The following is a 24,597-nucleotide window of genomic DNA, read 5'->3' on the forward strand; positions in this document are numbered from 1 at the left end:
AGGGGGGCGAAACGCATGACATCCCAATCCCACCTCTGTCCTGTCCGGCGCTTTGCCCGAACCCTCGTGCTTGCGGCGGCGCTGCCCATTGCGGTAGCGCCCCGTGCCCCGGCGGAAACCATCGATCTGGTCTTTCGCCCGCCCGAGATGGCCCCGCAGGACGTCTGCATCGCCCGCCCGCCGGACGAAGAGACCGTCGCCCTGTGGTCCGCGTGGGACGGCGGCGCGCTGCCCGAGATGGACTCGGACTTCGTCCGCCGCGACCTGAAGCGGCTGCAACAGATCGACCCGCGCCGCTGGTACGGCACCATCGACGCGATGATCGACCGGCTGGCCGAACGCGACCCCAAGTTCGCGGGCCGCAACGCCCTGCTGACCCGTATTCAGGCGATGGAAGACGCGGGCCGCTACGAAGAACTACGCTCGCGTCGGCTGGTGATGGAACTGGCGCGCATGGAAGGTTCGGATTCCCCGCGCATCCAGAACGCCCTGTCGCGGTTCTACCGCGATGGCATTGGCGTGGAACGTGACCGCGCCCGCGCGAACGAACTGCTGATCGCGGCGGGCTACGGCGGCAACGCCGACGCGCTGCTGGCGCTGTCGAAAATGACAGCCGAAGGCCGCGCGCCCGAGGGCTGGGACGTGCCGGTCGATCTTGCCGTGACCATGGCGTTCGGCTCGCTGGTTGGCGAGCTTAACTCGACGATCTGCGACCGGACCTCTCGCATCGCGCGCGAGTACCACAACGGCGAGGTCGTCACCCACGACGCCGGTCTGGCGCACGACTGGTACCGGTTCACTGCCGACCTCGGCGACGACTATGCCGCGTGGAAGGTTGTCGAATACCACATGCAGGCCGAGGGCTTCGAGAAGGACAACGATGTCCTGCTTGATTACCTGACGCAGGCGTCCGACGGCGGGCTGAGCTATGCCCAGATCGAACTGGGCCGTCTTTACGAAGCGGGATCGCTTGTCGAACGCGACCTCGACCACGCGCTTGACCTGTACGAGGCGGCGGCCTCTGGCGGGGGGCGCCCTGGCCTGACCCGCGTCGCGCTGTTTCTTGAAGAGTACAAGGCGCAGTACCCCGACAAGCAGGCCGAACGTATCGACGCCCTGACCGCGATTTCCGAGATGAACGACGCGCCCGGCTGGGTGTTCACCCGTCTTGCGCAGAACGTGCTGGAAACCAGGGGCCGCTGGGCTGGCGAGGCAGAGGCGATGGCGCTGCTGGAAGAAGCTTCGGCCCGTGGCGACCTCGACGGCATCACGCGCCTTGCGACCATGCTGATCGCCCGCCGCCAGTCGCCCGAGGAATTCGAGCGCGCGGTCGGCATGCTGAGCCGCTCGGTGTCGGTCTACGGCGGTGTGACGCCGTCCAAGCGACTGGCCGCGGCCTTCATGTGCCAAGCCGCCGACAGCCCGCGTCTGGAAGAAGCCGCCTATTGGTCCGATACCGAGGAAGCCACCGCATCGGCCAACATCGAGATCCCGGCAGCGCGGCTTATCGCGCTGACGCCCGAGGACAACCCGCAGGAAATCGCCATCATCCAAAGTCAGGCGCTGTATGGCCGCCCAAGCTCGCTGGCGAGTTGGCTGAAGTACCTCGACTACGCGGACTTCGCCGACGACGAAATGCGCGCGTTCTGGCAGGACTATTCCGAGCGTTACAGCGACGTGCTGAACGCGCTGGCGAAGCTGGAACTGCAACTGGCCAGCAACCGCGAACAGCGTCTTGCCGCCTTCGACATGCTGCGGCGCGAGTACCAGCAATCGGGCGCGCCCGCCGCGCTGGAACTGGCGCAGGCGTTGCTGGACTACGAGGCCGTGGGCGACGACACCACCCGCGAAGAGATCCTTGCCCTGCTGCGCGAACCTGCCGAGGCCGGGATCGGGGCCGCGATCCAGCTGATCGCGAACCTCGACGCCGACGCCGAGCACCGGCAGCGGATCTACGACGAATACGCGCAGGTGATCGCGGACAACGGCGATTTCGATGCGCTGGTCTTCGCCGCGCCCTACGTCGAAGGCGACACGCGCGATCTTTACCTGTCCCGCGCGGCTGGCGTGATGCGCTGTGACTACAAGCACGCGATGTCGATGGCGCAACTGTCCAACACCCTGGGCGATGACGCCGAGGTTTCCCACTGGCTCGACATTGCCGAGCATCTGACCGGGCAGAATGCGTGGGCGATGCGCGGGCTGGCCGAGATGAAGATGGACGCGGGCGGACCGGACGCGGCGGCCGAGGCGCATGCGCTGCTGGAGCGGGCCTTCGCGCTGGGCGACGAAAGCGCCGCGCGCGAGCTGTTCGAACTGGCGTTGATGCAGGACGCGCCGACCTATGACCCGGACCGCGCCGTCGCCATGATCGCGGACGCCCGCGACGCCGACGAGTGGGAGATGCTTTCAAGCTACCTCAGCCGCTACCGTGGTGCCGACGCGGCGGTGAAGGAACGGATCGAGGCGATGCTCGATATGCCGGACCTTTACCGCACCGCGGCGGCGAACGGCGACATCTACTCGATGCGGGCCTATGGCCAGTATCTGCAGGACACCGCCGAGAATGGCGCCATGCTGGCCGAGTCGACCGACTGGCTGCGCAAGGCGGCAGAAGGCGGCGACACGACCGCGATGGCCGAATACGGCGAGGCGCTGGCCTTCGGCATCGGCATCGAAGCGAACCCGGCCGAGGCCGTGGCCTGGCTGGAGAAGGCCGCCGCGGGTGGCAGCCGCAAGGCAACCGAAATCACCGCGCTGATCAGACTGAGCGAGGAGAGCTGACCATGACGACCCGCACACTGACCATCTGCCTTGCCGCCGTGGCGAGCCTTGGCATCCCCGCAGCCCCGGCAAGCGCCGCGACAGAGGACGCCTGCACCGTGGCTCCGGACCCCGTGATCAGCCTGTCCTACGGCAGCCGCTACATCGACGACGACGACAGCCGGTCGGTGGTGGACGAGGAATCCGAGCAGGCGGTGAACGAAGCCCTGAAACCAATCGACGATTTCCTGCGCGACCTGACCTCGGACGCCAACGATGTCCTGCGGGGCGGCGGCGACCAGCAGCAGAAAGCCGATTGCGTGGTCGCGGCCATCGCCAAGTGGGCCGAGGCCGACGCCCTGTCCGATCTGGGCACATTCAACGCCGGCCTGACGGTCGGCGCCCGCTATGCCGGTTTCGCCATGGCCTACCGGCAGGTGCGCCCCTACAGCAGTCTGATCGCCGACGGCGAAGTGATCGAGGCGTGGCTGTCCGAACGCATTCACGAGCAGATGACATTCTGGGAGGAAGAGGCGACGCCGGGGGCGAAGACCGGCAATCTCCGCGCCTGGGCCTCGCTGGCGGCGAACCTTGTGGGGGATGTGACCGGCGACGACGATGCGCTGTTCTGGTCTGCGTCCTCGATCACCCACGTCATGTGCACCGCGTTGGAAGACGGCAGCCTGCCGCAGGAGATGAAGCGCGGGAAATACGCGCTGCACTATCAGCTTCACGCGATCTCGCCGCTCGTGGTCACGGCGGCGTTGCTGGAAGAGCAGGGCTTGTCGATCAAGGACAACTGCGGCGACGCGTTGCAACGGATTGTCCTCTACGCCCTGAACGACATCCAGAACGAGGGCGCGGCGGCGATGGAGTATTCGGGCAAGGAGCAGAGCTACTGGGATGGCACCGAAGAGTTGGAAAGCCACGAGATGGCCTGGCTCGAGGCCTATCTCACGCTGTTCCCGGACCCCGAAATTGACGACTACGCAGAGCAATTCCGCCCGCTTGGAAACTCCAAGCTGGGCGGATCGCAATCGCTTCTGTGGGGCACGCCCACGAACTGACGCGGGCGGGCGTCAGTCCTTCCGGGGGTCGTCTTTCATGACGCCCTCTAGATTGACGCCCACCGCATCGCCGATCTTCTTCAGCGCCGGCAGGGACACGGCCATGTCGAGGATCGCGCCGACCGTCTGATCCACCGGCGAACCGCCGGTGTCGCCCGCCGGACGGTCCAGCCCCGAGATGTGGTTGATCGAGATGCCCTTTATCTTCTCGGCGGGCTTCACCATCTCGCCGACGATGCCGGGCAGAGCGGCCAGCCGCGCCTTTTCCATCTCCATCGCGGTCAGAGCCTCGGACCGGGTGTTTTCGGCCGCGATGCGGGCCTTCTCGGTCTCGGCAGCGGCAAGGCGCTCCAGCTTGTCGGTCTCGATCGTCTCGCGCCGGATCACGGACTTGGTCTTCGCAACCTCCTGTTCGGACGCGGCGCGCTTGGCCTGACCTTCGGTTTCCTGCTCGACAGCCACCAGCGACAGACGCTTGCGGCGTTCGGCCTCTGCCATCTGGCGCAGCGTGGCAAGGTGTTCCTCGGCCTCGACCAGCGCGGCGCGGGCGGCGGTCGCCTCGGCCTGTGCGCGGCTTTGCTCTTGGCTTTTGGCGGCGGTCTGGATCGTCTTGTCCTGCTCGGCCATCTCAAGCGCCCGAAGCTGGGCGATCTCGGCCTCGCGCACCGCCAGTTCGCGTGCGATGTTCGCGGCCTGGATTTGCTGCTCCATGCGGATGCGGGCCTGCGCCGCTTCCTGTTCGGCCTCGGCCTTCCGGCGGGCGACCTCGGTCAGCTGCGCCGCCAGCAACAGTTCGATCTCCTGCGTCTGGGCGATCTCGGCCCGGCGCTGTTCCAGCTCGATGTCCAGCTTGCGGCGGTTCGAGTCCACCTCGGCCCGGCGCACAGCGACCTGCGCGTCGCCCTCGATCTCGGCGCGTTCCTTCTTCGACTGGGCGATGACCTCGGCCAGTTTCCGCATCCCAACGGCGTTGAACGCGTTGTTCTCGTCCAGCGAGTTGAAGGGCGTCTGGTCCAAAGTGGTCAGAGAGACGCTGTCCAGTTGCAGCCCATAGCGCGACAACGTGTCGGTCAGCGCCTCGCGCACCTCGCGCACGAACTCGGCGCGGTTTTCGTGCAACTCGTCCATCGACATCTGGGCGGCGACCGCGCGCAGGGCGTCGATCATCATCCCGTCGATCAGCGTGGTCAGCTGATCGGGCTGGAACGTCCGTTTGCCCAGCGTCTGACTGGCACGGGTGATCGCGTCGGCGTCAGGAATGACAGAGGCATAAAACTCTGCACCGACGTCGATCCGCATCCGGTCGCGCGTGATCAGAGAGTTCTCGCCCAGCCGCGACACGTGCATCCGGATCGTCTGCATGTTGACGCGGCTGACCTGGTGGAAGAAAGGTACCGCCAGAAGCCCGCCGTCGATCACCACGCGGCGCCCGCCGGCACCGGTGCGGACAAGGGCGACCTCGTTGGTGGCGCGTTCGTAAAACCATGCCGCCAGCGCCACCAGCGCGGCGGCGACGATGAGGATCAGGATGATCCAACCCAAGGCGCTCATGTTCGTTTCCTCCCATTATCAGGGCAAAAGACCGCAGATCTTTGCCCGAATTGGTTTGTTTGTATAAGCCGGTTTAGAACGCCGGCGGGAAGTGGCGGCCGCCGCGATCCAGCGTGATCCAGCGCAGTTCGGTAAACGCGTCCAGCGACCAGCGCCCGCCGTAGCGACCGACGCCCGAGGCTTTGACACCGCCGAAGGGCACGTGCGGCTCGTCGTTGATGTTCTGGCAGTTCACGTGGGCGATGCCGGTCTCCAGCCGCGTCGCAAGACGCAGGGCCCGCGCTTCGTCGCGGCTCCAGACCGCGCCGGTCAGCCCGTATTCGGTGTCGTTGTTCAGCGCGACCGCCTCGTCATCGGTGCCGAAGGGGCAGACCACGACGACCGGCCCGAAGGTCTCGTCGTGCCAGATGTCCATCGAACTGTCGACGTTGGTCAGGACGGTGGGCTCGACGAAGTTGTCCCACGCCTTGCCGCCCAGTTCGACCGTCGCGCCGCGCGCCACGGCGTCGTCGATCAGCGCCTTCACCCGCAGCGCCTGCCGGTTGTTCACCAGCGGCCCGATCACGTTATCGCGGTCCTTGGTGTGCCCGGTCCGCAGCTTGCGGGCGCGCGACAGGAAGCGGGACATGAAGTCGTCGTAAACGCTTTCCTGCACCAAAAGCTTCTCGGTCGACATGCAGACCTGGCCCTGATGCATGAACGACCCGAAGTTCGCGGCGCGGGCGGCGGCGTCCAGATCGGCGTCTTCCAGCACGATCATCGAGTCCTTGCCGCCCAGTTCGACGCAGGCCTTCTTCAGATGCGCCCCGGCCTTTGCCGCGATGTGACGGCCAACGGCGGTAGAGCCGGTGAAGCTGATGGCTTTCACGTCCGGATGCTCGATCAGAACGTCCCCGACCGCGCCCACGCTTTCGCGCGAGCAGGTGACGACGTTGAACACACCCGGCGGAATGCCCGCTTCTTCAAGGATCTCGGCGAAGTACAGCCCGCCTGCGTGCGGCGTGTCCTCGGAAGGTTTCAGCACGACGGTGTTGCCCACGGCCAGTGCGGCGGCGAACCCGCGCGAGGTCAGGATGCCGGGCATGTTCCACGGCGAAATCACCGACACGACCCCCAGCGGGAAGCGGGTGGCGGTCATGAACTTGCCGTGCTCGGACGGCAGCACCTCGCCAATGTTCTGATAGCAAAGGGCCGAGGCGGACCGGAACACTTCCGAGACATAGCCTGCCTCGAACATGCCCTTCCCGAACCAGCCCCCGCCTTCGGCAACGGCGGCGGTGACGAACGAGTCCTTCCGGCGGTCCCAGACGTCGGCGATCTTCAGCAGCGCATGGGCGCGTTCATGGAACGGGCGCTGCGACCATTCGGGGAACGCCGCCTTCGCCGCAGCGATGGCCGCGCGTGCGTCGTCGGGCGAACCGTCGGGGATGCGTGCGTACAGCGTATCGTCGGACGGGTTCAGGTCGTCGAAGGTTCGGGCGGCAGGGGTCCACCTGCCGCCGATGTACATGCCCTTGATCTCGGGGCTGCTGGTCTGGTCAAGCATCGGTCATCTCCGCTTGGGGTTGGTGGGCCGCCACGTCTCGGCACGCCGGGCGGCGCCTTCGATCTCGGACAGCAACGCGGACAGCCGGTCGCCAGAGGCGGTCGGGCCGGGTGTGGAGGCAGCCGGACGCGGCGTTGCCGGTGCGGACGGGACCCGTCCATTGGTCGCGTGCTCGCGACGGCTGGAGGCCGAGGACGCGCGCGCCACGAGGTCGCCGACATCGGTGCCAAGCAGGTCGCTTGCACTGGGCGCGTCGGGGCGCGGCGGCCGGGGTTCCGACGGCGGCACGGGTTGCGGTGCGGGCCGCGGTTCGGGCTTTGGCGCCGGGGCGGGCGACGGGCGCGGGGCAGGGGCCGGACGCGGCGGCTTGTGCCCCACGGTCTTCAGCGCGGCGGCGGCGATCTCGGACGGATCGGCGGACTTCTGGTGCATGGTGTGTGCCTCCGGTTTGCGTTTCGGGGCCTCGGACGCCGCCGCGCCGCCCAGATAGGCGCGCTGCACGGCGGGGTCGTTCAGCAGGGCGTCAGCACGGTCCTCGTGCACGATCTGCCCGTTCTCCAGCAGGTAGCCTCGATCCGCGATGGCAAGGCTCTGCCGGGCGTTCTGTTCCACCAATAGCATACCCAGCCCCGCATCGCGTACCGCGCGAAGGCTTTGGAACAGTTCCTTGCACAGCAGCGGCGACAGGCCGAGCGAAGGCTCGTCCAGCGTCAGGATAGACGGGTTCGACATCATGGCGCGGCCGATGGCGACCATCTGCTGCTCGCCGCCCGACATGGTCCGCGCCTGCTGGCGGCGGCGTTCTCGCAGTTTCGGGAACAAGGCGTAGACCCGATCAAGGCTGCCGGCCTCTTCGTCCCGTGCGCGTTCGGAATAGGCGCCCAGTGTCAGGTTCTCGCCCACCGTCATGTCGCCGAAGATGCCGCGGCCCTCCGGCACCAGCGCGATGCCCTCCTCGACGATGCGATGTGGTGGCAGACCCGCGAGTTCCTGCCCTTCCAGCGCGATCTCGCCGGACACGCGGCCCTCGCACACGCCCGAGATCGCCTTCAGCAGCGTTGACTTGCCCGCCCCGTTGGCGCCGAGGATGACGACGATTTCGCCCCGGTTCACGCGAAGGGAAACATCCTCCAACGCCCGGTGCTGGCCGTATCCGGCGGAGAGTCCGTTGATCTCAAGCATCTTCGGTCCCCAGGTAGGCCTCGATGACTTCGGGGTCGGACAGCACCGCCTCGGTGTCGCCCTCGGCGATCTTGCAGCCCGACGACATGACAACGCAGCGGTCGCAAAGCGACCGGATCGCATCCATCACGTGTTCCACTAGAATGATCGTCCGGCCTTCGTCGCGCAGCGCGCGGATCAGGCTGATACCTTCTTCCAGTTCTGTGGGGTTCAGGCCCGCAAGCCATTCGTCGAGCAAAAGCACCTTCGGCTCGCCTGCCAGCGTGCGGGCCAGTTCCACGCGCTTGGTGTCGATATAGGTCAGCTGCCCCACCGGAGCCTGCGCGCGGCGTTCCAACCCCACCTTTTCCAGCATCTGCATCGCCTGCGCCTCGGCGTCGTGACCCCAGCGGCGGCGGTGACCGAAGACGGCGCCGGCCATCACGTTTTCCAGTACATTCATCGACGGAAGCAGCCGCACAAGCTGGAACGTCCGCGCCACGCCGCGCCGGGCGATGTCCTGCGCGGGCAGGCCCGAGATTGCGCTGCCGCGCAGGCTGATCGTGCCCGAAGTCGGACGCAGCGCGCCTGAGATCAGGTTCAACGTGGTCGATTTGCCCGATCCGTTCGGCCCGATCAGCCCCAGCACCTCGTGCTCGGCCACGTCGAAGTCGAGATCGTTGACCGCGACCAGCCCGCCGAACCGTTTCGTCGCTCCGCGCAGGGAAAGGACGGTCGTCATGCGAAGCCCTCCCGCCGGTTCACGCGGTTTCGCGCGCTTTGCATCAGACCCACGAAGCCTTTCGGCAGCAGGTAGACGATGACAAGGAACGAAAGGCCCAGAAGAAGCGTGGTCTGGTTCGGGAACGTGCCCGAGATCGCTTCCCACAGGAAGGTGAAGGGAATGACGCCCACGATCGGCCCCCACAGCCGCCCGGTCCCGCCCAGCAGCGCCATGATGACGACCTGGAAGGACAGCATCGGCGTGAAGGCGATGGCGGGCTCGATATAGACATAGCGCGGGGCAAGGATCGCACCGGTGATCGCCGCGACGGCGCCCGGCACCATGAACAGCAGCACCTTGACGCGGGCGGTGTTGATCCCGGCGTGCCGGGCGACTTCCTCGTCGTCGCCAAGGATGCGGACGGCGAAGCCCAGCCGCGACCGCCAGATCGCCCAGCCGGTCAGGAACACCAGCGCGGCAAGGCCGACAAGCTGCCAGTAGATGTGTTCCTCGGTGATCGCGGTCAGCACGTACAGGCCCTTCTGGCCCGAGATGTTCTGGAACCACGTGATGATCTGGCGCACCAGTTCCGCCAGCCCCAGCGTGAAGATCACGAAGTACACGCCCGACAGGCGCAGCGTCGCGATCCCCACCAGCGCCGCCAGCACCGCGCCGATCAGGCCGGCGATGGGCAGCAGCAGCCAATAGGGCAGGTGCTCGATCCCCATACCGGTGACATAGGTGCCGATCCCGAAAAAGGCGGCGGTGGCGAGCGAGATGTAATGCGTCGGGCCCGAGAACAGCGCCCAGCTTGTCGCCAGCACGGTGTACATCGCGATGGTGACGCCGATGGACAGCAGGTAGGCGTCCGAGACGAAGGGTAGGCAGGCAGCGGCGGCCAGAAGGGCGGCGGCAAGGGCGACCTGCTGGATCTCTGTGCGGGTCATGAGCGGCTTTTCCCCAACAGGCCCTGCGGCCGCAGCAGCAGGATCAGAACGAACAGAAGATAGGCGGCGGCCAGCGTCAGGCCGGGATCGATGATGCGCGCGACGAAGGTCTCGAGCACGCCCAGCAGAAGCGCGGCGACAACGGTGCCGCGAATGTCGCCGACGCCGCCCATGATGACGATGATCAGCGCCTTCAGGGTGAAGATCACGCCGGTCGACGCGTCCAGCGTCAGAAACATCGAAACCAGCGCACCGCCCATCGCGGTGATCGCGCCGCCAAGCGCGAAGGCCAGCGCCGACAGGCGCGGCACGTTGATGCCCACCAGTCGGGCGCTGTCGGGCGCAACGGCGATGGCGCGGACCGACATGCCGGCGCGGCTGTTGTACAGCCACAGCCACAGCGCGCCGCACAGGATCACCGCCGAGACGAAGGCCACCACGCGGTTCAGGCCGTAGGTGTCGCCGACAAAGTGCACCGGACGCGCGAGATAGGAATACGAGAAATAGTCGCCCCCGAAGACCGCCAGCATCACGCCGACCGCCACGAAGGACAGGCCGAACGTGGTCAGGATCGCATCGGTTTCCAACTGGCCGCGCGATTTCGCGCGTTTCACCAGCGGGCGCAGGATCACGACGTAGATCAGCCAGTTCAGGGCGAAGGCCAGCGGCGCCACCACGAAGACGGTCAGCAGCGGGCTGACCTGGCTGGTGGTCCAGAACCAGAACGCGCCGAAACCTCCGGCGACAAGCACCTCGCCATTGGCAAGGTTCATGATCCGGGCCATGCCGTATTGCAGGTTCAGCCCCATCGCGATCAGCGCGTAGGTGCCGCCAAGCAGCAGGCCGGTGAAGAGAATGTCCATCAGGGTCTTTCCGGGTCGTGGGTGCGGGCCCCGTCACAGGGGCCCGCGGTCAGGCTTGGATTACTCCCAGCCGTCCTTGAGGATGGGATCGACCGCGCCGTCGCGGCCGGTCGATGCGATGCCGGTGTAGACACCGTCCTGCCATTGGCCGACGGTCCAGTAGGCGGCATTGTTGTTGTTCTCGTCCCACGAGATCGTGCCGATCAGGGTCTCGAAGTCGTTGTCGGCGATGAAGGCCGCAACGTCTGCCTTGTCCACGGACCCCGCGCCCTCGATGGCCTGCTCGTAGATCTGGAAGGTCGAGTAGACCATCGCCGAGGCCCAGTTGTCGGGCTTCGCGCCGGTGACTTCCTCGTGGCGTGCGGCGTATTCCTGGAAGGCCGGGTCGAAGGCGTTGACGCCGCCGATGCCCATCACGCCGTTTGCCGCCGCGCCGAAACGCCCGCCATAGGCCGGGAAGGCGGTGGCGACGGCGGTGTAGAACACCTTGACGTCAAGGTCCTCGATGATCGCCTGCTCGGTCAGCGCGAAGGTGTCGGGCGGATACGAGAAGGCGACGAAGCTGTCCGGTGCGGCCTCTTTCGCGCCGCGCACCACGGGCGAGATGTCCTGCGTGCCCAAGGGATAGCTGGTGTCATAGACGATCTCGAACCCAGCTTCCTCGAAGGCCGGACGCGCGGCTTCGGCCAGTTCGATGCCGAAGGCGTCGGCGACGTTGACCATGGCGACGGTGTTGCCGATCTCGCCCGCCTCGCGCAGCGCGCTCATCACGTCGACGAGGCCGCCGACCATGCCATCGGCGGCGCCGAGGGTGATGTAGAGGTTGGGGAATTTCGACGACAGGTCCGCCACGTTGCCGGTGTTCGCGGTCGAGGTGACCTGCGGATAGCCGAAGCGGTCATAGATCGGCGCCGCGGCAAGGTTCAGGCCGGTGGAGTAGGGCGGCAGGATGAAGTCTGCCTCGTCCTGCGTCGCAAGGCGCTGGACCGCAGCGATGGTCTGCGCCGGGTTGGTCTGGTCGTCGTATTCGACGATCTCGACCATGTACTTGGTGCCGTCGACATCCAGCCCGCCACGCGCGTTGATGTCATGCGCCCAAAGCTGGACGTTGGGCCAGTAGGTCACCGCCGCACCGCCTGCGAGCGGTCCGGTCTTGGGGCCCACGGCGCCGATGGTCAGCGTCTCCTGCGCCGATACGGCGCCTGCGGCCATGGCCAGCACGGTCGCCAGCCCGAGAATGTGTTTCGTCATCTTGCTTCCTCCCTTTGGTCTTCTGTTTCGCCGGTGTTCAGCGGGTCCTCGGCCCGCTGGGTGACCACCTGGCATTCGGTGAATTCGCGGATCGCCTCGTCGCCGCCGAACCGGCCATAGCCCGAGGACTTGACCCCGCCGAACGGCATCAGCGGGTCGTCGAACACGGTCGAGCGGTTGATATGGCCGATACCGGTCTCGACGGTGCGCAGCATCGCTTCGGCGCGTTCCGTGTCTTGGCTGAACACCGACACAACCAGTCCGAATTCCGTGTCGTTGGCCAGCGACAGCGCTTCTTCCGCGTCTCCCGCGCGGATCACGCCGACGATGGGGCCGAAGGCTTCCTCGGCATAAAGCCGCATTCCCGGCGTCACGTGGTCCAGAACGGTGGGCTGGAACGTGGCGCCAAGGCTGTCGCCCCCGGCGACAAGACGCGCGCCGTGGCTCAGCGCGTCGTCGACGATTCCGCGCAGGCGCAAAGCCGCACCGGGGCTGACCAGCGCGCCCAGCGGCGACTTGCCGGGCGCCTGCGCCCGCAGCCCGTTCGCATGGGCCACGAGGCGCTCGGTAAAGGCCGGCGCGACCGAGGCTTCGACCACGATGCGTTCGGTCGACATGCAGATCTGGCCTTGGTTGAAGAAGGCTCCGTGCGCGGCTTCCTCGGCCGCGAGGTCAAGATCGGCATCCGCCAGAACCACCATCGTGCCCTTGCCGGACAGTTCCATCAGGCACGGCTTCAGGTGACGCGCCGCGGTCACAGCGATTTCGCGGCCGACGCGGGTCGAGCCGGTGAAGTTCACGCGCCGCACGGCCGGGTGGGCGATCAGGGCGGCGACGACCTCTTCCGCGTGGTCGGGGGCGTTGGTCACGAAATTCAGTACGCCCGGCGGCAGGCCGGCGTCGATCAGGGTCCGCGCCACCCACTCGTGGGTCTTCGGGCAAAGCTCGGATGCCTTCAGCACCACCGTGTTGCCGCAAGCGAGGGGCGCGGCGACCGCGCGGGTGGCAAGCGTGACCGAGGCGTTCCACGGCGCGATGGCCAGCACCACGCCCGCGGGGCGTCGCCGCACCAGCAGTCGCGCTCCGGGCAGGGCGCCGGGCATCTCTGCCTCGGTCATGTGGGCGGGAAGCTCGGACGCCTGCCGCAGGATCGCGACCGCGATCTCGACGTTGAAGCGGATCCAGTCGGCGGCGGACCCGACCTCTTTCGCTGCAATCGCCACCGCCTCTTCCTGCCGTTCCAGCATCAGCGAGGCGGCGCGGCGAAGGATCGCGCCGCGTTCGTCGGGTGCGGTCCCCGACCAATGGTGAAAGGCGGCGGCAGCGGCGGTGGCGGCGCGGCGGGCATCCGCCGCGCGCGCCGCGCTGGCTCTGGTCACGACGTCGTCCGACAGTGGCCCGCGGCGTTCGAACACCGGGCCGGGAACTGCGGATTCCGACTCCCCATTAATGATCAGATGCGACTGAAACAGCGTTCTCCTCCCCAGGACCCGCGGCCAGCCATGCCAGCGTGTTCATGAAGAAAGCGCTATGCGCGGGTCATAGTAAATGTCATCTTGTGGGAAACGGTTGGCTATTTGGGGGAGGTGAGCCATGCCCAACGCAGCGGAAAGAGCTTTCCAGACCGAATTGATCCGAGGCAAGGCCTTTTCCGGCGGGCTGTGGCCCGTCGTTCTGGGGCGCGCGGACTCGTTGCCGGTGCGGTCCCGCGCGGCGCTGTTTCTCGAGGAAGGCACGGCGCGGCTGGAGACGCCGGACGGCGGACGCGAGATCGTGGGGCCAGCCCTTGCGTGGATCGCGTGGCCCGAAGCGGCGCGGATCGTGATCTCGCCCGGCTCGGTCGGGTCCTTCATGGTGGTTGGCGTTACCACGCTTCTGAACGCTATCGGTCACACGCCCGAGGCCGCCGAACTGCGCGGTTTCGCCGAGCGGGACATGCTGTTGCCCCTGGCCGGAAAACCACAGCTTCAGCGCCGCCTGAACGCCGGCATCGGTGCGATCCTCGACGAACGCGCCGGGGCGGCCGCCGCGGCAAGAACCATCATCGAGTCGCATCTTCGGATCATGCTCGTCCGTCTGTGGCGCGCGCAGGACGTGGCCGGAACGGCTGGCAACCCGAGGTCTCCGGCAGAGCAGATCTTCAACCGCTTCAACGGTTTGCTGGAAGAGCACTATCGCGATCACTGGACGGTGCAGGGCTATGCGCGGGTGCTGGGGGTGTCGCGCGACAGGCTGGGTGACATCTGCCGCCGGATCGACGGACGGTCGCCGAAAGAGATGTGCGCCGCGCGTCTGGCGCTAGAGGCGCGGATGCTGCTGGAACGCTCGACGCATTCGGCCGAACAGATTGCCGGGCTGCTGGGCTTCGCGACATCATCGCAGTTCTCGCGCTTCTTCAGCCGCGCCGCCGGGATGCCGCCGGGCCGGTTCCGCGCTGAACTGCCGCGACAGCGCCGCGAGGCGGAAGAGGCGGGCGCCTTGCACGCGTGGCCCTAGGCGCAGGGCGATATTCGGTTAATGTCATGCGACGGCCCGGTGACACGGGCCGCTGTCTTGTGGAGGAGTAAGACACATGTCGGAATGGATCGACGCCGGTGCGGCGGACGATATCGACGAGGAGGACGTCGCCCGCTTCGATTACGAGGGGCGCACATTCGCGATCTACCGCAGCCCGGAGAACAGTTTTTACTGCACCGATGGCCTGTGTACGCACGAGCAGGTGCATCTTGCCGACGGGCTGGTCATGGATCACGAGATCGAATGCCCAAAGCACAACGGCGTCTTCGACTATCGCACGGGCGCAGCCATGCGCGCCCCGGCTTGCGAGAACCTTGCAACCTATCCCGCGAAGGTCGAAGGCGGGCGGGTGCTGATCCGGATCTGACGCGGATCAGGCGCTGAGCCCCTCCAGAACCAGTTCGAGAAGTCGCTGGGCGACCGGGCTCAGCGGTCGGCTTTTCAGCCGGATCAGGTGATACGGGGGCAGGGTGATCGGCTCGTGGCTGAAAAAGGTCGCGACGCCATCCGCCCGCATCGCGCGCACAAGGTCCGAGACCTCGCGCGCGGCGGGCGAAATCGCATCCGTCTCTGAGATGAAGGCCAGCACCACCAGCAACGAGGCCGAGTTCACCACGTCCTGCGGCGGAGGCAGCCCGGCGGCGAGGTGGGCGCGGTCCACCGCCTCGCGGATCGGCATGCCGGGCGCCTGCACGACCCATGTGTAGTCGGCAAGCTGCTTCAGCGAGGGGCGGGGACCGCCTGCCAGCGGATGCCCGGCCCGGACGAGGAATTCCATGTGCTCGGGACGGCCGCGCAGCACCTGCAACTGGGTGGCGTCGATGCCGGGCGTTACCCGCGACAGGACGAAATCGTACTCTCCCTGCATCAGCCCCTGCATAAGGTCGACGCTGGGCGCGACGTCGACGCGGACCTCGGGATTGCCGGCCTCCTGCTTCAGCCGCCGGATCGCGGGGACCACGAATGCGACCGACGCGCCGGTGACGGCGCCGACACGAACGACGCCGGTCGCGCCCGAGCGAAAGGCCTCCAACTCGTCGGCGGCCTGATCGAGACCGGACAGAAGCAGCCCCGCGTGGCGCACCAGCACTTCGCCCACCGGCGTCGCGGTCATGCCCTTCGGATGGCGGAGGAAGACCGGCGCGCCGACAAGCCGTTCTACCTCGGACAAAGAGCGCGAGGCGGCGGGCTGGGTCATCGCCAGACGCTCTGCCGCAAGCGACAGCTGACCGAGGTCGTCGATGGTCCGGATAAGCTGAAAATGCCTGAGTTGAAGGCGCGCGATGGCTGATCTCATGCGCTAACATACCGATGTTGGTATGCTGAATGCCAGAAAAATCAATTGAACGTTATGAGGATGGGCAACATAGAGTTGCGCGGGGTGCATATCGGCCCTGCAATTTTCATCCTGCACTGCAGGGGGCGGTCCGGAGGAAGGGCTGTCCGACACCGGGAGGACATCATGAAAAAACTGACCCTGGGGCTTTCCGCCCTGGCTCTTGGCGCGTCGCTGTTTGCCGCGCCGGCAATCGCCCAGGACAAGGGCCTGATCGGCATCGCGATGCCGACCAAATCCTCGGCCCGCTGGATCTCTGACGGCGAATCGATGGTCGAACAGTTCGAGGCTGCCGGTTACGAGACCGATCTTCAGTACGCCGAAGACGACATTCCGAACCAGCTTGCCCAGATCGAGAACATGATCACCAAAGGTGTCGACGTTCTGGTCATCGCGGCAATCGACGGCACCACGCTGTCGAACGCGCTGGAGAACGCGCACTATGCCGAGATCAAGACGATCGCCTACGACCGCCTGATCCGCGACAGCGAGTTCGTCGACTACTACGCGACCTTCGACAACTTCCAGGTCGGCGTGCAGCAGGCCACTTCGCTGGTCGAGGGCCTCGAAGAGCGCTTCCCCGATGCGGAAAGCTGGAACGTCGAACTGTTCGGCGGTTCGCCCGACGACAACAACGCCTACTTCTTCTACAACGGCGCGATGTCGGTGCTCGACCCGCTGATCGAGGAAGGCAAGGTCAACATCGTGTCTGGCCAGATGGGCATGGACACCGTCGGCACGCTGCGTTGGGACGGCGCCGTGGCGCAGGCCCGCATGGATAACCTGCTGTCGGCCCACTACACTGACGCTCAGGTGCATGGCGTGCTGTCGCCCTACGATGGCCTGTCCATCGGCATCCTGTCCTCGCTGAAGGGTGTGGGCTATGGCTCGGGCGATCTGCCGATGCCGATCGTCACGGGTCAGGACGCCGAGCTGCAGTCGATCAAGTCGATCATCGCAGGCGAGCAGTACTCGACCATCTTCAAGGACACCCGCGAACTGGCCCGCGTCACCGTGGGCATGGTCGAAGCCCTGCTGGAAGGCGGCGAGCCCGAGATCAACGACACCGAAACCTACGACAACGGTGTGAAAGTCGTGCCCAGCTACCTGCTGAAGCCGGTTCCGGTCGATGCCTCGAACTACGAGGAAATCGTGATCGACTCCGGCTACCACTCGGCCGACGATCTCTGATCGCGACGTGACTTCGCCCCTGCCCGCAACAGGGCAGGGGCACACGGAATTCAGAAGACATTCTTAGGGGGGAGCCCGATGGGCACGCTGCTGGAGATGCAGAGCATCACCAAGACCTTTCCCGGCGTGAAGGCGCTGGACGAGGTCAACCTCCGGGTTCAGGAGGGCGAGATCCACGCCCTCGTCGGCGAGAACGGCGCCGGCAAGTCGACGCTGATGAAGGTTCTCTCCGGCGTCTATCCCCACGGCTCGTACGACGGCGAGATCCTGTATGCGGGCAATCCGGCCCGGTTCGCGGGCATCTCGGACAGCGAGCGCGAAGGGATCATCATCATTCACCAGGAGCTGGCGCTGGTGCCGCTTCTGTCGATCGCCGAGAACCTGTTTCTCGGCAACGAGCGCGCCAAGGGCGGCATCATGAACTGGCAGGAGACCTTCCGCCGGTCCGAGGAACTGCTGCGCCGTGTCGGCCTGAAGGAAGCGCCGGGCACGCTGGTCGACAAGATCGGCGTCGGCAAGCAGCAGCTTGTCGAGATCGCCAAGGCGCTGGCAAAGGACGTGCGGCTGCTGATCCTCGACGAACCGACCGCCGCGCTGTCGGAATCCGACAGTCAGGCGCTGCTGGACCTCCTGCTGGAACTGAAGGCGCAGGGCGTCACCTCGATCATCATCAGCCACAAGCTGAACGAGGTGCGGCGGGTGGCGGACTCGATCACGGTGATCCGCGACGGGTCTACCGTGTCGACCATCGACGCGAAGACCGAGAAGGTCACCGAAGACCGGATCGTCCGCGACATGGTCGGGCGGGATATGTCGCACCGCTATCCCGATCGCGAGCGCCGGGCAGGAGAGGTACTGTTCGAGGTGAAGAACTGGAACGTCTTCCACCCCGAGCATTCCGAGCGCCAGATCGTGCAGGACGTGAACTTCACCGTCCGCGCGGGCGAGGTCGTGGGCATCGCGGGCCTCATGGGCGCGGGCCGTACCGAGCTGGCGATGAGCATCTTCGGCGGCAGCTACGGTCAGAACATCAGCGGCGAGGTCTTCCTGCGGGGCCAGCCGATCAACACGTCGAGCGTGCGCAGCGCCATCGACAGCGGGCTGGCCTATGTCACCGAGGACCGCAAGGAACTTGGGCTGATCCTCGAAGAGACAATCCAGACCAACATCACGCTGGCGAACCTGCCCGGCGTGTCCTCGAGCGGCGTGCTCAACGGCGCCGAGGAAACCAAAGTCGCCGAGCGCTACCGCAAGGCCATGAACATCCGCACGCCCAGCGTGGTGCAGCGGGTCATGAACCTGTCGGGCGGCAATCAGCAGAAGGTCGTACTGTCAAAGTGGCTGTTTGCCGGGCCCGAGGTGCTGATCCTCGACGAGCCCACGCGCGGCATTGATGTTGGCGCGAAATATGAAATCTACAACATCATCAACGATCTCTCCCGCGAGGGGAAAGGCGTGCTGATGATCTCGTCCGAGATGCCCGAACTGCTGGGCATGTGCGACCGCATCTACGTCATGAACGAAGGCGAATTCGTCGGCGAACTGACCGCCGCCGAAGCCAGCCAAGAGCGCATCATGTCGCTCATCGTCACCGAATAGGGAGGCAGGAATGTCCGACACGGTTTCCCCCAACGAGGGGCAGGCAGAGGCAGGCGGCAAGGGCCTGTCCGGCTATCTTCTGGGTCACATGCGCGAATTCGGGCTGCTGTTCGCTCTGATCGCGATCATGGTCTTCTTCGAGATCGTGACCGGCGGCACCCTGATGCGGCCGATCAACATCACCAACCTGTTCCTGCAGAACAGCTATATCATCATCATGGCGCTGGGGATGCTGATCGTCATCGTCGGCGGCAACATCGACCTGTCGGTAGGGTCCGTGATGGGCTTCATCGGGGCTCTGGCGGCGGTGATGATCGTGAACTGGGACTGGTCCGTCTACATGGCCATCCCCGCCTGCCTGCTGGTGGGCGTCCTGATCGGCGCGGCTCAGGGCTATTGGGTCGCGTACTGGAACATCCCCTCGTTCATCGTGACGCTGGCCGGGATGCTGGTGTTCCGCGGCCTGTCGCTGTGGCTGCTGCAGGGCCAGTCCATCGGTCCGTTCCCGCGCGAGTTCCAGGCTCTTTCGACGGGCTTCATTCCTGACCTGTTCGGGGTGAACCGCCCGAATGTGACCGCGCTGGTCGTCGGCGCGGTGGTGGTGGCGATCATCGTCTGGACCGGCCTGCGCAAGCGCAACCGCAACGTGGCCTACGGGATCGAGGCGGAACCGATGCCCTTCTTCGTGGTTCGCAACGCCATCGTGGCCGGGGCGTTTATGTTCCTCGTCTACAAGCTGTCGACCTTCCGGGGCCTGCCGAACGTGCTGATCACCATGGGCGTGCTGTTCATCATCTACGCCTTCATCACCGAGCAGACGACGCTGGGCCGGCGGATCTATGCGCTGGGCGGAAACAAGAAGGCCGCCAAGCTGTCGGGCATCGCGACCGAACGGCTGACCTTCCTGACCTTCGTCAACATGGGCTTCCTTGCCGCGCTCGCCGGCCTGATCTTCGCGGCCCGCCTGAACACGGCGACGCCCAAGGCCGGCTTCGCGCTGGAACTGGACGTGATCGCGGCGGTGTTCATCGGCGGCGCCTCGATGTCGGGCGGCGTCGGCAAGATCGTCGGCGCGGTGGTCGGGGCCTTCATCATGGGCGTGATGAACAACGGCATGTCGATCATGGGGATCGGCATCGACTATCAGCAGGTGATCAAGGGTCTGGTGCTTTTGGCCGCCGTGATCTTCGACGTCTACAACAAGCAAAAGCAGGGGTAGGGCGGGCGCTTCCCCCCTCCCCAACCCTCCCCCTTGAAGGAGGAGGGAGTCAGGACGGTGCGTCTGGCGCCGTCAGGTACAGGTCCCCGACGGGACAGGAGCTGGAAACATGACCTTCAAGCCTGCCGAATGGCCCCGCAAGCTGCGCTCGCAGGAGTGGTACGGCGGCACGTCGCGGGACAACATCTATCACCGCGGCTGGCTGAAGAACCAAGGCTACCCGCACGACCTGTTCGACGGGCGTCCGGTGATCGGCATTCTGAACACCTGGTCAGACCTGACGCCTTGCAACGGTCACCTGCGCGAACTGGCCGAGAAGGTGAAGGCGGGTGTGTGGGAGGCCGGCGGCTTCCCTGTCGAGGTCCCGGTGTTCTCGGCATCCGAGAACACCTATCGCCCTACGGCGATGATGTACCGCAACCTTGCCGCGCTGGCCGTGGAAGAGACGATGCGCGCACAGCCGATCGACGGCGCAGTGCTGCTGGTGGGCTGCGACAAGACCACGCCCTCGCTGATCATGGGCGCGGCCTCGACCGACTTGCCGTCGATCGTGGTGACGGGCGGACCGATGCTGAACGGCTGGTTCCGGAGCGAGCGCGTGGGGTCGGGAACGGCGCTGTGGCAGATGTCCGAGGACATCAAGGCCGGCAAGATGACGACCGAGGATTTTCTCGAAGCCGAACAGGCGATGAGCCGGTCGTCGGGCACCTGCAACACGATGGGCACCGCGTCCACGATGGCCAGCATGGCCGAGGCGCTGGGAATGGCGCTGTCGGGCAACGCGGCCATTCCGGGCGTCGATGCCCGCCGCCGGGTGATGGCGCAGATGTCCGGACGGCGCATCGTGCAGATGGTGAAGGACGATCTGAAGCCGTCGGACATCATGACCAAACAGGCGTTCGAGAACGCGATCCGCACCAATGGCGCCATCGGCGGGTCCACCAACGCCGTCATTCACCTGATGGCGATGGCGGGCCGCGTGGGCATCGACCTGACGCTGGACGACTGGGACCGTCTGGGCCGAGACGTTCCGACCATCGTGAACCTGATGCCCTCGGGCAAATACCTGATGGAGGAATTCTTCTATGCCGGTGGCCTGCCCGTCGTGCTGAAGCGGCTGGGCGAGGCGGGGCAGTTGCACAAGGACGCGCTGACCGTGTCGGGCGAAACCGTGTGGGACGAGGTGAAGGACGTCCGCAACTGGAACGAGGACGTGATTCTGCCCGTCGAAAAGGCATTGACCCAGCAGGGCGGCATCGCGGTGCTGCGCGGCAACCTTGCGCCCGCAGGGGCGGTGCTGAAGCCGTCCGCGGCCAGCCCCGCACTGATGAAGCACCGGGGCCGGGCCGTGGTGTTCGAGGACATCGACGACTACAAGCGCAAGATCAACGACGAGGCGCTGGACATCGACGAGACCTGCGTGATGGTCCTGAAGAACTGTGGCCCCAAGGGTTATCCCGGCATGGCCGAGGTCGGGAACATGGGCCTGCCGCCCAAGGTGCTGAAGAAGGGGATCACCGACATGGTCCGCATCAGCGACGCCCGCATGTCGGGCACCGCCTACGGCACCGTGGTGCTGCACGCCTCGCCCGAGGCGGCGCGGGGCGGGCCTTTGGCCATCGTGCGGGACGGTGACATGATCGAGCTGGACGTGGCCGAGCGCCGGTTGCATCTCGACCTGACGGACGAAGAGATCGCGGCGCGGCTCGCCGAATGGCAGGGACCGCCCGAAGTGCCCGCCGCCGGCTACGCGAAGATGTTCCACGACCATGTCGAGGGCGCTGATACCGGGGCCGATTTCGACTTTCTCAAGGGCTGCCGGGGGGCGGCCGTACCGAAGGACTCGCACTGATGGCGCACAAGATCGCGATTGTCGGCGTGGGCAAGATCGCCCGCGACCAGCACATTCCCACTTTGGCGGCCAGCGACGACTTCGAGCTTGTCGCGACGGCCAGCCGCAATGCGGGCGTCGAGGGCGTGGACCGGTTCGAGGATCTCGGTTCGCTTCTGAAGGCGCGCCCGGACGTGACCTGCGTCTCGCTGTGCACCCCTCCGCACGTCCGTTACGACGACGCCCGGATGGCGCTGGAAGCGGGCAAGCATCTGATGATCGAGAAACCGCCCGGCGCGACGCTGAGCGAAGTCCACGATCTCGAGGCTTTGGCGGCCGATCAGGGTCGTGTTTTCTACGCCACGTGGCATTCGCGTCACGCGGCCTCGGTTTCGGCGGCAAAGGCGTGGCTGGCCGACCGGCGCATTCACAGCCTCGAGGTGCGTTGGAAGGAAGACGTGCGGTTTTGGCATCCGGGGCAGGACTGGATCTGGGAGGCCGGCGGCCTTGGCGTGTTCGACCCCGGCATCAACGCGCTGTCGGTGCTGACCGAGATATTCCCGCGCGGCCTGTTCCTGCGCGGCGCGGACCTGCACTTTCCCGAGAACCGGGACACGCCGGTCGCGGCCGATCTTACCTTCTGCGACCCCGGCGGGGCGCGGGTGTCGGCACAGTTCGACTGGCTGAAGGACGGCCCGCCGGAATGGGACATGCACATCGAGACCGACAGGGGCTATGCGCTGCTAAGCGAGGGCGGCGCGCGCCTGACCATTGACGGTGTCGAGGTCGACGCCCATCGCGGCCCCGAGCTTCAGGGCGAGTACCCCGCGCTGTACGCCCGCTTCGCCGAACTTCTGGCGACAGGTCAACGCGATGTCGATCTGTCCCCCATGCGTCACGTCGCGGACGCCTTCACACTTGGGCGCCGCAAGGTCGTGGCCCCGTTCCACTGGTAAGAGGATCCACCCATGACCCAACCGCTGACCGGCATCCTTCCCGTCGCTCCGACGCCCTTCCACGCCGATGGCCGCGTCGACGAAGAGGGCATGCGCCGCGTGCTCGACTGTCTGATCGATCAGGGTGTCGATGCGATCTGCATCCTCGCCAACTATTCCGAGCAATTTGTGCTGTCGGACGAGGAACGCGCGACGCTGATGAAGATCAGCCTCGAACACGTCGCGGGCCGGGTGCCGGTGATCGTCACGATCAGCCATTTCTACACCGGCATCGTGGTCGAGCGCGCGAAGGCCGCGAAAGAGATGGGCGCGGCGATGGTCATGATGATGCCGCCGTACCATGGCGCGGCGCTGAAGGGCGACGACACTGGCATTTACGAGCAGTTCGCGGCGGTGAACGAGGTCGGCATCGATGTCATGGTGCAGGACGCGCCGCTGTCGGGCGTCACCCTGTCGGTGCCGCTGCTGGCGAAAATGGCGAAAGACCTAGAATACGTCAGCTACTTCAAGATCGAGTGCCCCTTCGCCGCCGACAAGCTGGCGGCGCTGATCGAGGCGGGTGGCGACAACATCCTCGGGCCGTGGGACGGTGAGGAGGCGGTGACGCTTCTGGCCGACCTTGACGCGGGCGCGACGGCGACGATGACCTCGGGCCTTCAGTGCGAACACATTCGGCCCATCGTCACCAACTACCTTGCCGGCGACAAGGACGCGGCGCTGGCCCAATGGGGCAAATGCCTGCCGCTGATCAATCACGAGAACCGCCAGTGCGGCCTGCGCGCCTGCAAGACGGTGTTCATGGAAGGCGGCGTGATCGGGTCCGACCATGTCCGCCACCCGCTGAAGCCGATGTCGCAGCGTACCAAGGATCGCCTGCTGTCGCTGTCGCGCGAACTGGACCTGATCGCGATGAAGTGGGGCAAGTAGGCCGGGGCCGCCCGGTTCCAGTGTGAAGCTTTTCTGACAACCCCGCGCCGCGCCTTGCGGCGTCCCGCGCGGGGCGCTAGCGGTGCCGCGTTCTGGCGGGGCGGGAAGCATGTCGGTCGAGATCAGCGGCGCGGAAAAGACTTTCGGCAAGCACAAGGCGGTGAACGGCGTCAGCGTCGATCTTGCCGATGGCGAGTTCTTCGTCGTGCTGGGCCCCTCGGGCTGCGGCAAGTCCAGCCTGCTGCGCCTTGTTGCCGGGCTTGAGCGCATCGACGCGGGCGAGGTGCGGCTGGACGGGCGGCTGGTCTCGAGCCCGGATGTTCATGTCGCCCCAGAGGATCGCGCGGTAGGCGTCGTGTTCCAGTCCTATGCTCTGTGGCCGCATATGTCGGTGCGCGACAACGTCGCCTTTCCGGCGGAAGCGGGCGGCGCTTCGCGGGCCGAGGCACGGCGGCAGGCGGACCGGCATCTTGAGACCGTGGCGCTGGGGCCGCTGGCAGAGCGGCAACCCGCTGCGCTGTCGGGCGGGCAGCGGCAGCGCGTGGCGCTGGCGCGCTGTCTTGCGGGCGGTGCGCGCACGATCCTGATGGACGAACCGCTGGCGAACCTCGACCCACACCTGCGCGGGCGGATGGAGGTCGAGATCTCACGCTTCCATCGTGAGGCCGGGGTGACCACGCTGTACATCACCCACGATCAGCGCGAGGCGATGGCGCTGGCCGATCGTATCGCGGTGATGGGCGAGGGGCATTTCCTACAGGTCGCTCCGCCGCAAGAGATTCACGACCGTCCCGCGACCGAGGCCGTGGCCCGTTTCATCGGGCAGGCGGCGGTGCTGGATGCCGTCGTCGCCAACGGTATTGCGCGGGTCGGGCCGCTCAGCGCGCCGGTCGCTGCGGCGGACGGGCCCGCGCGGCTGGTGGTCCGACCGGGCGACGTGCGGCTTGGCGACGGAACGCCGGCACGGCTAGAGGCTGCTTTCTACCGGGGCGGCGGCTGGGAAGCCCGTGCGCGGGTCGAGGGGCTGTCCGAGCCGATCCCCGTTCATGCGACCGCGCCGCTGCGGGATGGCGACACCCTGCGCGTCACACTTTCCGGCGGTTGGGTTCTGCCCGGCTAGCGATGTTTCGGGCCCGTCCGGACCCGAG

The 24,597-nt window shown here is 66.4% G+C and carries 20 protein-coding genes; 11 read left to right on the forward strand and 9 right to left on the reverse strand.

Features of this window, described 5'->3' with window-relative positions; translation table 11 throughout:
- Window positions 1–15: 15 nt before the first annotated feature.
- Window positions 16–2,784, forward strand: a complete 2,769-nt coding sequence (locus ACP156_RS15080) for a tetratricopeptide repeat protein (RefSeq protein WP_425052179.1) — start codon at window positions 16–18, stop codon at window positions 2,782–2,784.
- Window positions 2,785–2,786: 2 nt separating this feature from the next.
- Window positions 2,787–3,830 carry an alginate lyase family protein gene (locus ACP156_RS15085; RefSeq protein ID WP_425052180.1) on the forward strand — a complete coding sequence of 348 codons (1,044 nt, stop codon included), beginning with the start codon at window positions 2,787–2,789 and terminating at the stop codon, window positions 3,828–3,830.
- A gap of 12 nt (window positions 3,831–3,842) precedes the next feature.
- Here the strand turns inward: ACP156_RS15085 and ACP156_RS15090 are convergent, their stop codons facing one another.
- From ACP156_RS15090 to ACP156_RS15125, 8 genes are all read right to left on the reverse strand, one after another.
- Entirely contained in the window at window positions 3,843–5,381 is a 1,539-nt protein-coding gene (locus ACP156_RS15090; RefSeq protein ID WP_425052181.1) for a flotillin family protein, read from the reverse strand.
- Window positions 5,382–5,454: 73 nt separating this feature from the next.
- Window positions 5,455–6,927, reverse strand: a complete 1,473-nt coding sequence (locus tag ACP156_RS15095) for an aldehyde dehydrogenase family protein (RefSeq protein ID WP_425052182.1) — start codon at window positions 6,925–6,927, stop codon at window positions 5,455–5,457.
- 3 nt (window positions 6,928–6,930) lie between these two features.
- Window positions 6,931–8,109, reverse strand: a complete 1,179-nt coding sequence (locus tag ACP156_RS15100) for an ABC transporter ATP-binding protein (protein ID WP_425052183.1) — start codon at window positions 8,107–8,109, stop codon at window positions 6,931–6,933.
- Window positions 8,102–8,830 carry an ABC transporter ATP-binding protein gene (locus ACP156_RS15105; protein ID WP_425052184.1) on the reverse strand — a complete coding sequence of 243 codons (729 nt, stop codon included), beginning with the start codon at window positions 8,828–8,830 and terminating at the stop codon, window positions 8,102–8,104. Before ACP156_RS15105 ends, ACP156_RS15100 begins: the two co-directional genes overlap by 8 nt.
- Window positions 8,827–9,759, reverse strand: a complete 933-nt coding sequence (locus tag ACP156_RS15110) for a branched-chain amino acid ABC transporter permease (protein WP_425052185.1) — start codon at window positions 9,757–9,759, stop codon at window positions 8,827–8,829. Before ACP156_RS15110 ends, ACP156_RS15105 begins: the two co-directional genes overlap by 4 nt.
- A complete protein-coding gene (locus ACP156_RS15115; protein ID WP_425052186.1) occupies window positions 9,756–10,622 on the reverse strand; it encodes a branched-chain amino acid ABC transporter permease in 867 nt (288 codons plus the stop codon). Before ACP156_RS15115 ends, ACP156_RS15110 begins: the two co-directional genes overlap by 4 nt.
- Before the next feature lie 60 nt (window positions 10,623–10,682).
- A complete protein-coding gene (locus ACP156_RS15120) occupies window positions 10,683–11,873 on the reverse strand; it encodes an amino acid ABC transporter substrate-binding protein (protein WP_425052187.1) in 1,191 nt (396 codons plus the stop codon).
- Window positions 11,870–13,288, reverse strand: a complete 1,419-nt coding sequence (locus ACP156_RS15125; RefSeq protein ID WP_425052188.1) for an aldehyde dehydrogenase family protein — start codon at window positions 13,286–13,288, stop codon at window positions 11,870–11,872. The genes ACP156_RS15120 and ACP156_RS15125 overlap by 4 nt, the downstream gene beginning before the upstream one ends.
- A 178-nt stretch (window positions 13,289–13,466) precedes the next feature.
- Here ACP156_RS15125 and ACP156_RS15130 point away from each other — a divergent pair, with 178 nt between their 5' ends.
- A complete protein-coding gene (locus ACP156_RS15130; RefSeq protein ID WP_425052189.1) occupies window positions 13,467–14,369 on the forward strand; it encodes a helix-turn-helix domain-containing protein in 903 nt (300 codons plus the stop codon).
- A 76-nt stretch (window positions 14,370–14,445) separates the two neighbouring features.
- Window positions 14,446–14,757: a MocE family 2Fe-2S type ferredoxin gene (locus tag ACP156_RS15135; RefSeq protein ID WP_425052190.1), complete on the forward strand. Its 312-nt coding sequence runs from the start codon at window positions 14,446–14,448 to the stop codon at window positions 14,755–14,757.
- Between the two features lie 6 nt (window positions 14,758–14,763).
- Here ACP156_RS15135 and ACP156_RS15140 read toward each other — a convergent pair whose 3' ends face one another.
- Window positions 14,764–15,687, reverse strand: a complete 924-nt coding sequence (locus tag ACP156_RS15140) for a LysR family transcriptional regulator (protein WP_425052191.1) — start codon at window positions 15,685–15,687, stop codon at window positions 14,764–14,766.
- A gap of 165 nt (window positions 15,688–15,852) precedes the next feature.
- Between ACP156_RS15140 and chvE the strand changes: the two genes are divergently transcribed.
- The 7 genes from chvE to ACP156_RS15175 all read left to right on the forward strand — a co-directional run bounded on the left by chvE (window position 15,853) and on the right by ACP156_RS15175 (window position 24,569).
- Complete coding sequence (gene chvE / locus ACP156_RS15145) at window positions 15,853–16,917, forward strand: multiple monosaccharide ABC transporter substrate-binding protein (protein ID WP_425052192.1); 1,065 nt, start codon at window positions 15,853–15,855, stop codon at window positions 16,915–16,917.
- Between the two features lie 78 nt (window positions 16,918–16,995).
- Window positions 16,996–18,516 (forward strand): multiple monosaccharide ABC transporter ATP-binding protein, encoded by a 1,521-nt coding sequence (gene mmsA / locus ACP156_RS15150; protein WP_425052193.1) that lies wholly within the window; start codon window positions 16,996–16,998, stop codon window positions 18,514–18,516.
- A 10-nt stretch (window positions 18,517–18,526) separates the two neighbouring features.
- Window positions 18,527–19,735 carry a multiple monosaccharide ABC transporter permease gene (gene mmsB, locus ACP156_RS15155; RefSeq protein WP_425052194.1) on the forward strand — a complete coding sequence of 403 codons (1,209 nt, stop codon included), beginning with the start codon at window positions 18,527–18,529 and terminating at the stop codon, window positions 19,733–19,735.
- Window positions 19,736–19,844: 109 nt separating this feature from the next.
- Window positions 19,845–21,587 (forward strand): L-arabinonate dehydratase, encoded by a 1,743-nt coding sequence (araD, locus tag ACP156_RS15160; RefSeq protein ID WP_425052195.1) that lies wholly within the window; start codon window positions 19,845–19,847, stop codon window positions 21,585–21,587.
- Window positions 21,587–22,522, forward strand: coding sequence for a Gfo/Idh/MocA family protein (locus ACP156_RS15165; protein WP_425052196.1), 936 nt, complete (start codon window positions 21,587–21,589; stop codon window positions 22,520–22,522). Before araD ends, ACP156_RS15165 begins: the two co-directional genes overlap by 1 nt.
- A gap of 12 nt (window positions 22,523–22,534) precedes the next feature.
- The gene (locus ACP156_RS15170; protein WP_425052197.1) at window positions 22,535–23,449 is read left to right on the forward strand and encodes a dihydrodipicolinate synthase family protein; all 915 of its coding nucleotides are present in this window, start codon (window positions 22,535–22,537) and stop codon (window positions 23,447–23,449) included.
- A 109-nt stretch (window positions 23,450–23,558) separates the two neighbouring features.
- On the forward strand, window positions 23,559–24,569 hold the full coding sequence (locus tag ACP156_RS15175) for an ABC transporter ATP-binding protein (protein WP_425052198.1): 1,011 nt from the start codon (window positions 23,559–23,561) through the stop codon (window positions 24,567–24,569).
- The last annotated feature ends 28 nt before the right edge of the window (window positions 24,570–24,597 follow it).

Origin of the sequence: Psychromarinibacter sp. S121 (genome assembly GCF_049801035.1) — a bacterium.
In the GTDB taxonomy this organism is placed as follows: Bacteria; Pseudomonadota; Alphaproteobacteria; order Rhodobacterales; family Rhodobacteraceae; genus Psychromarinibacter.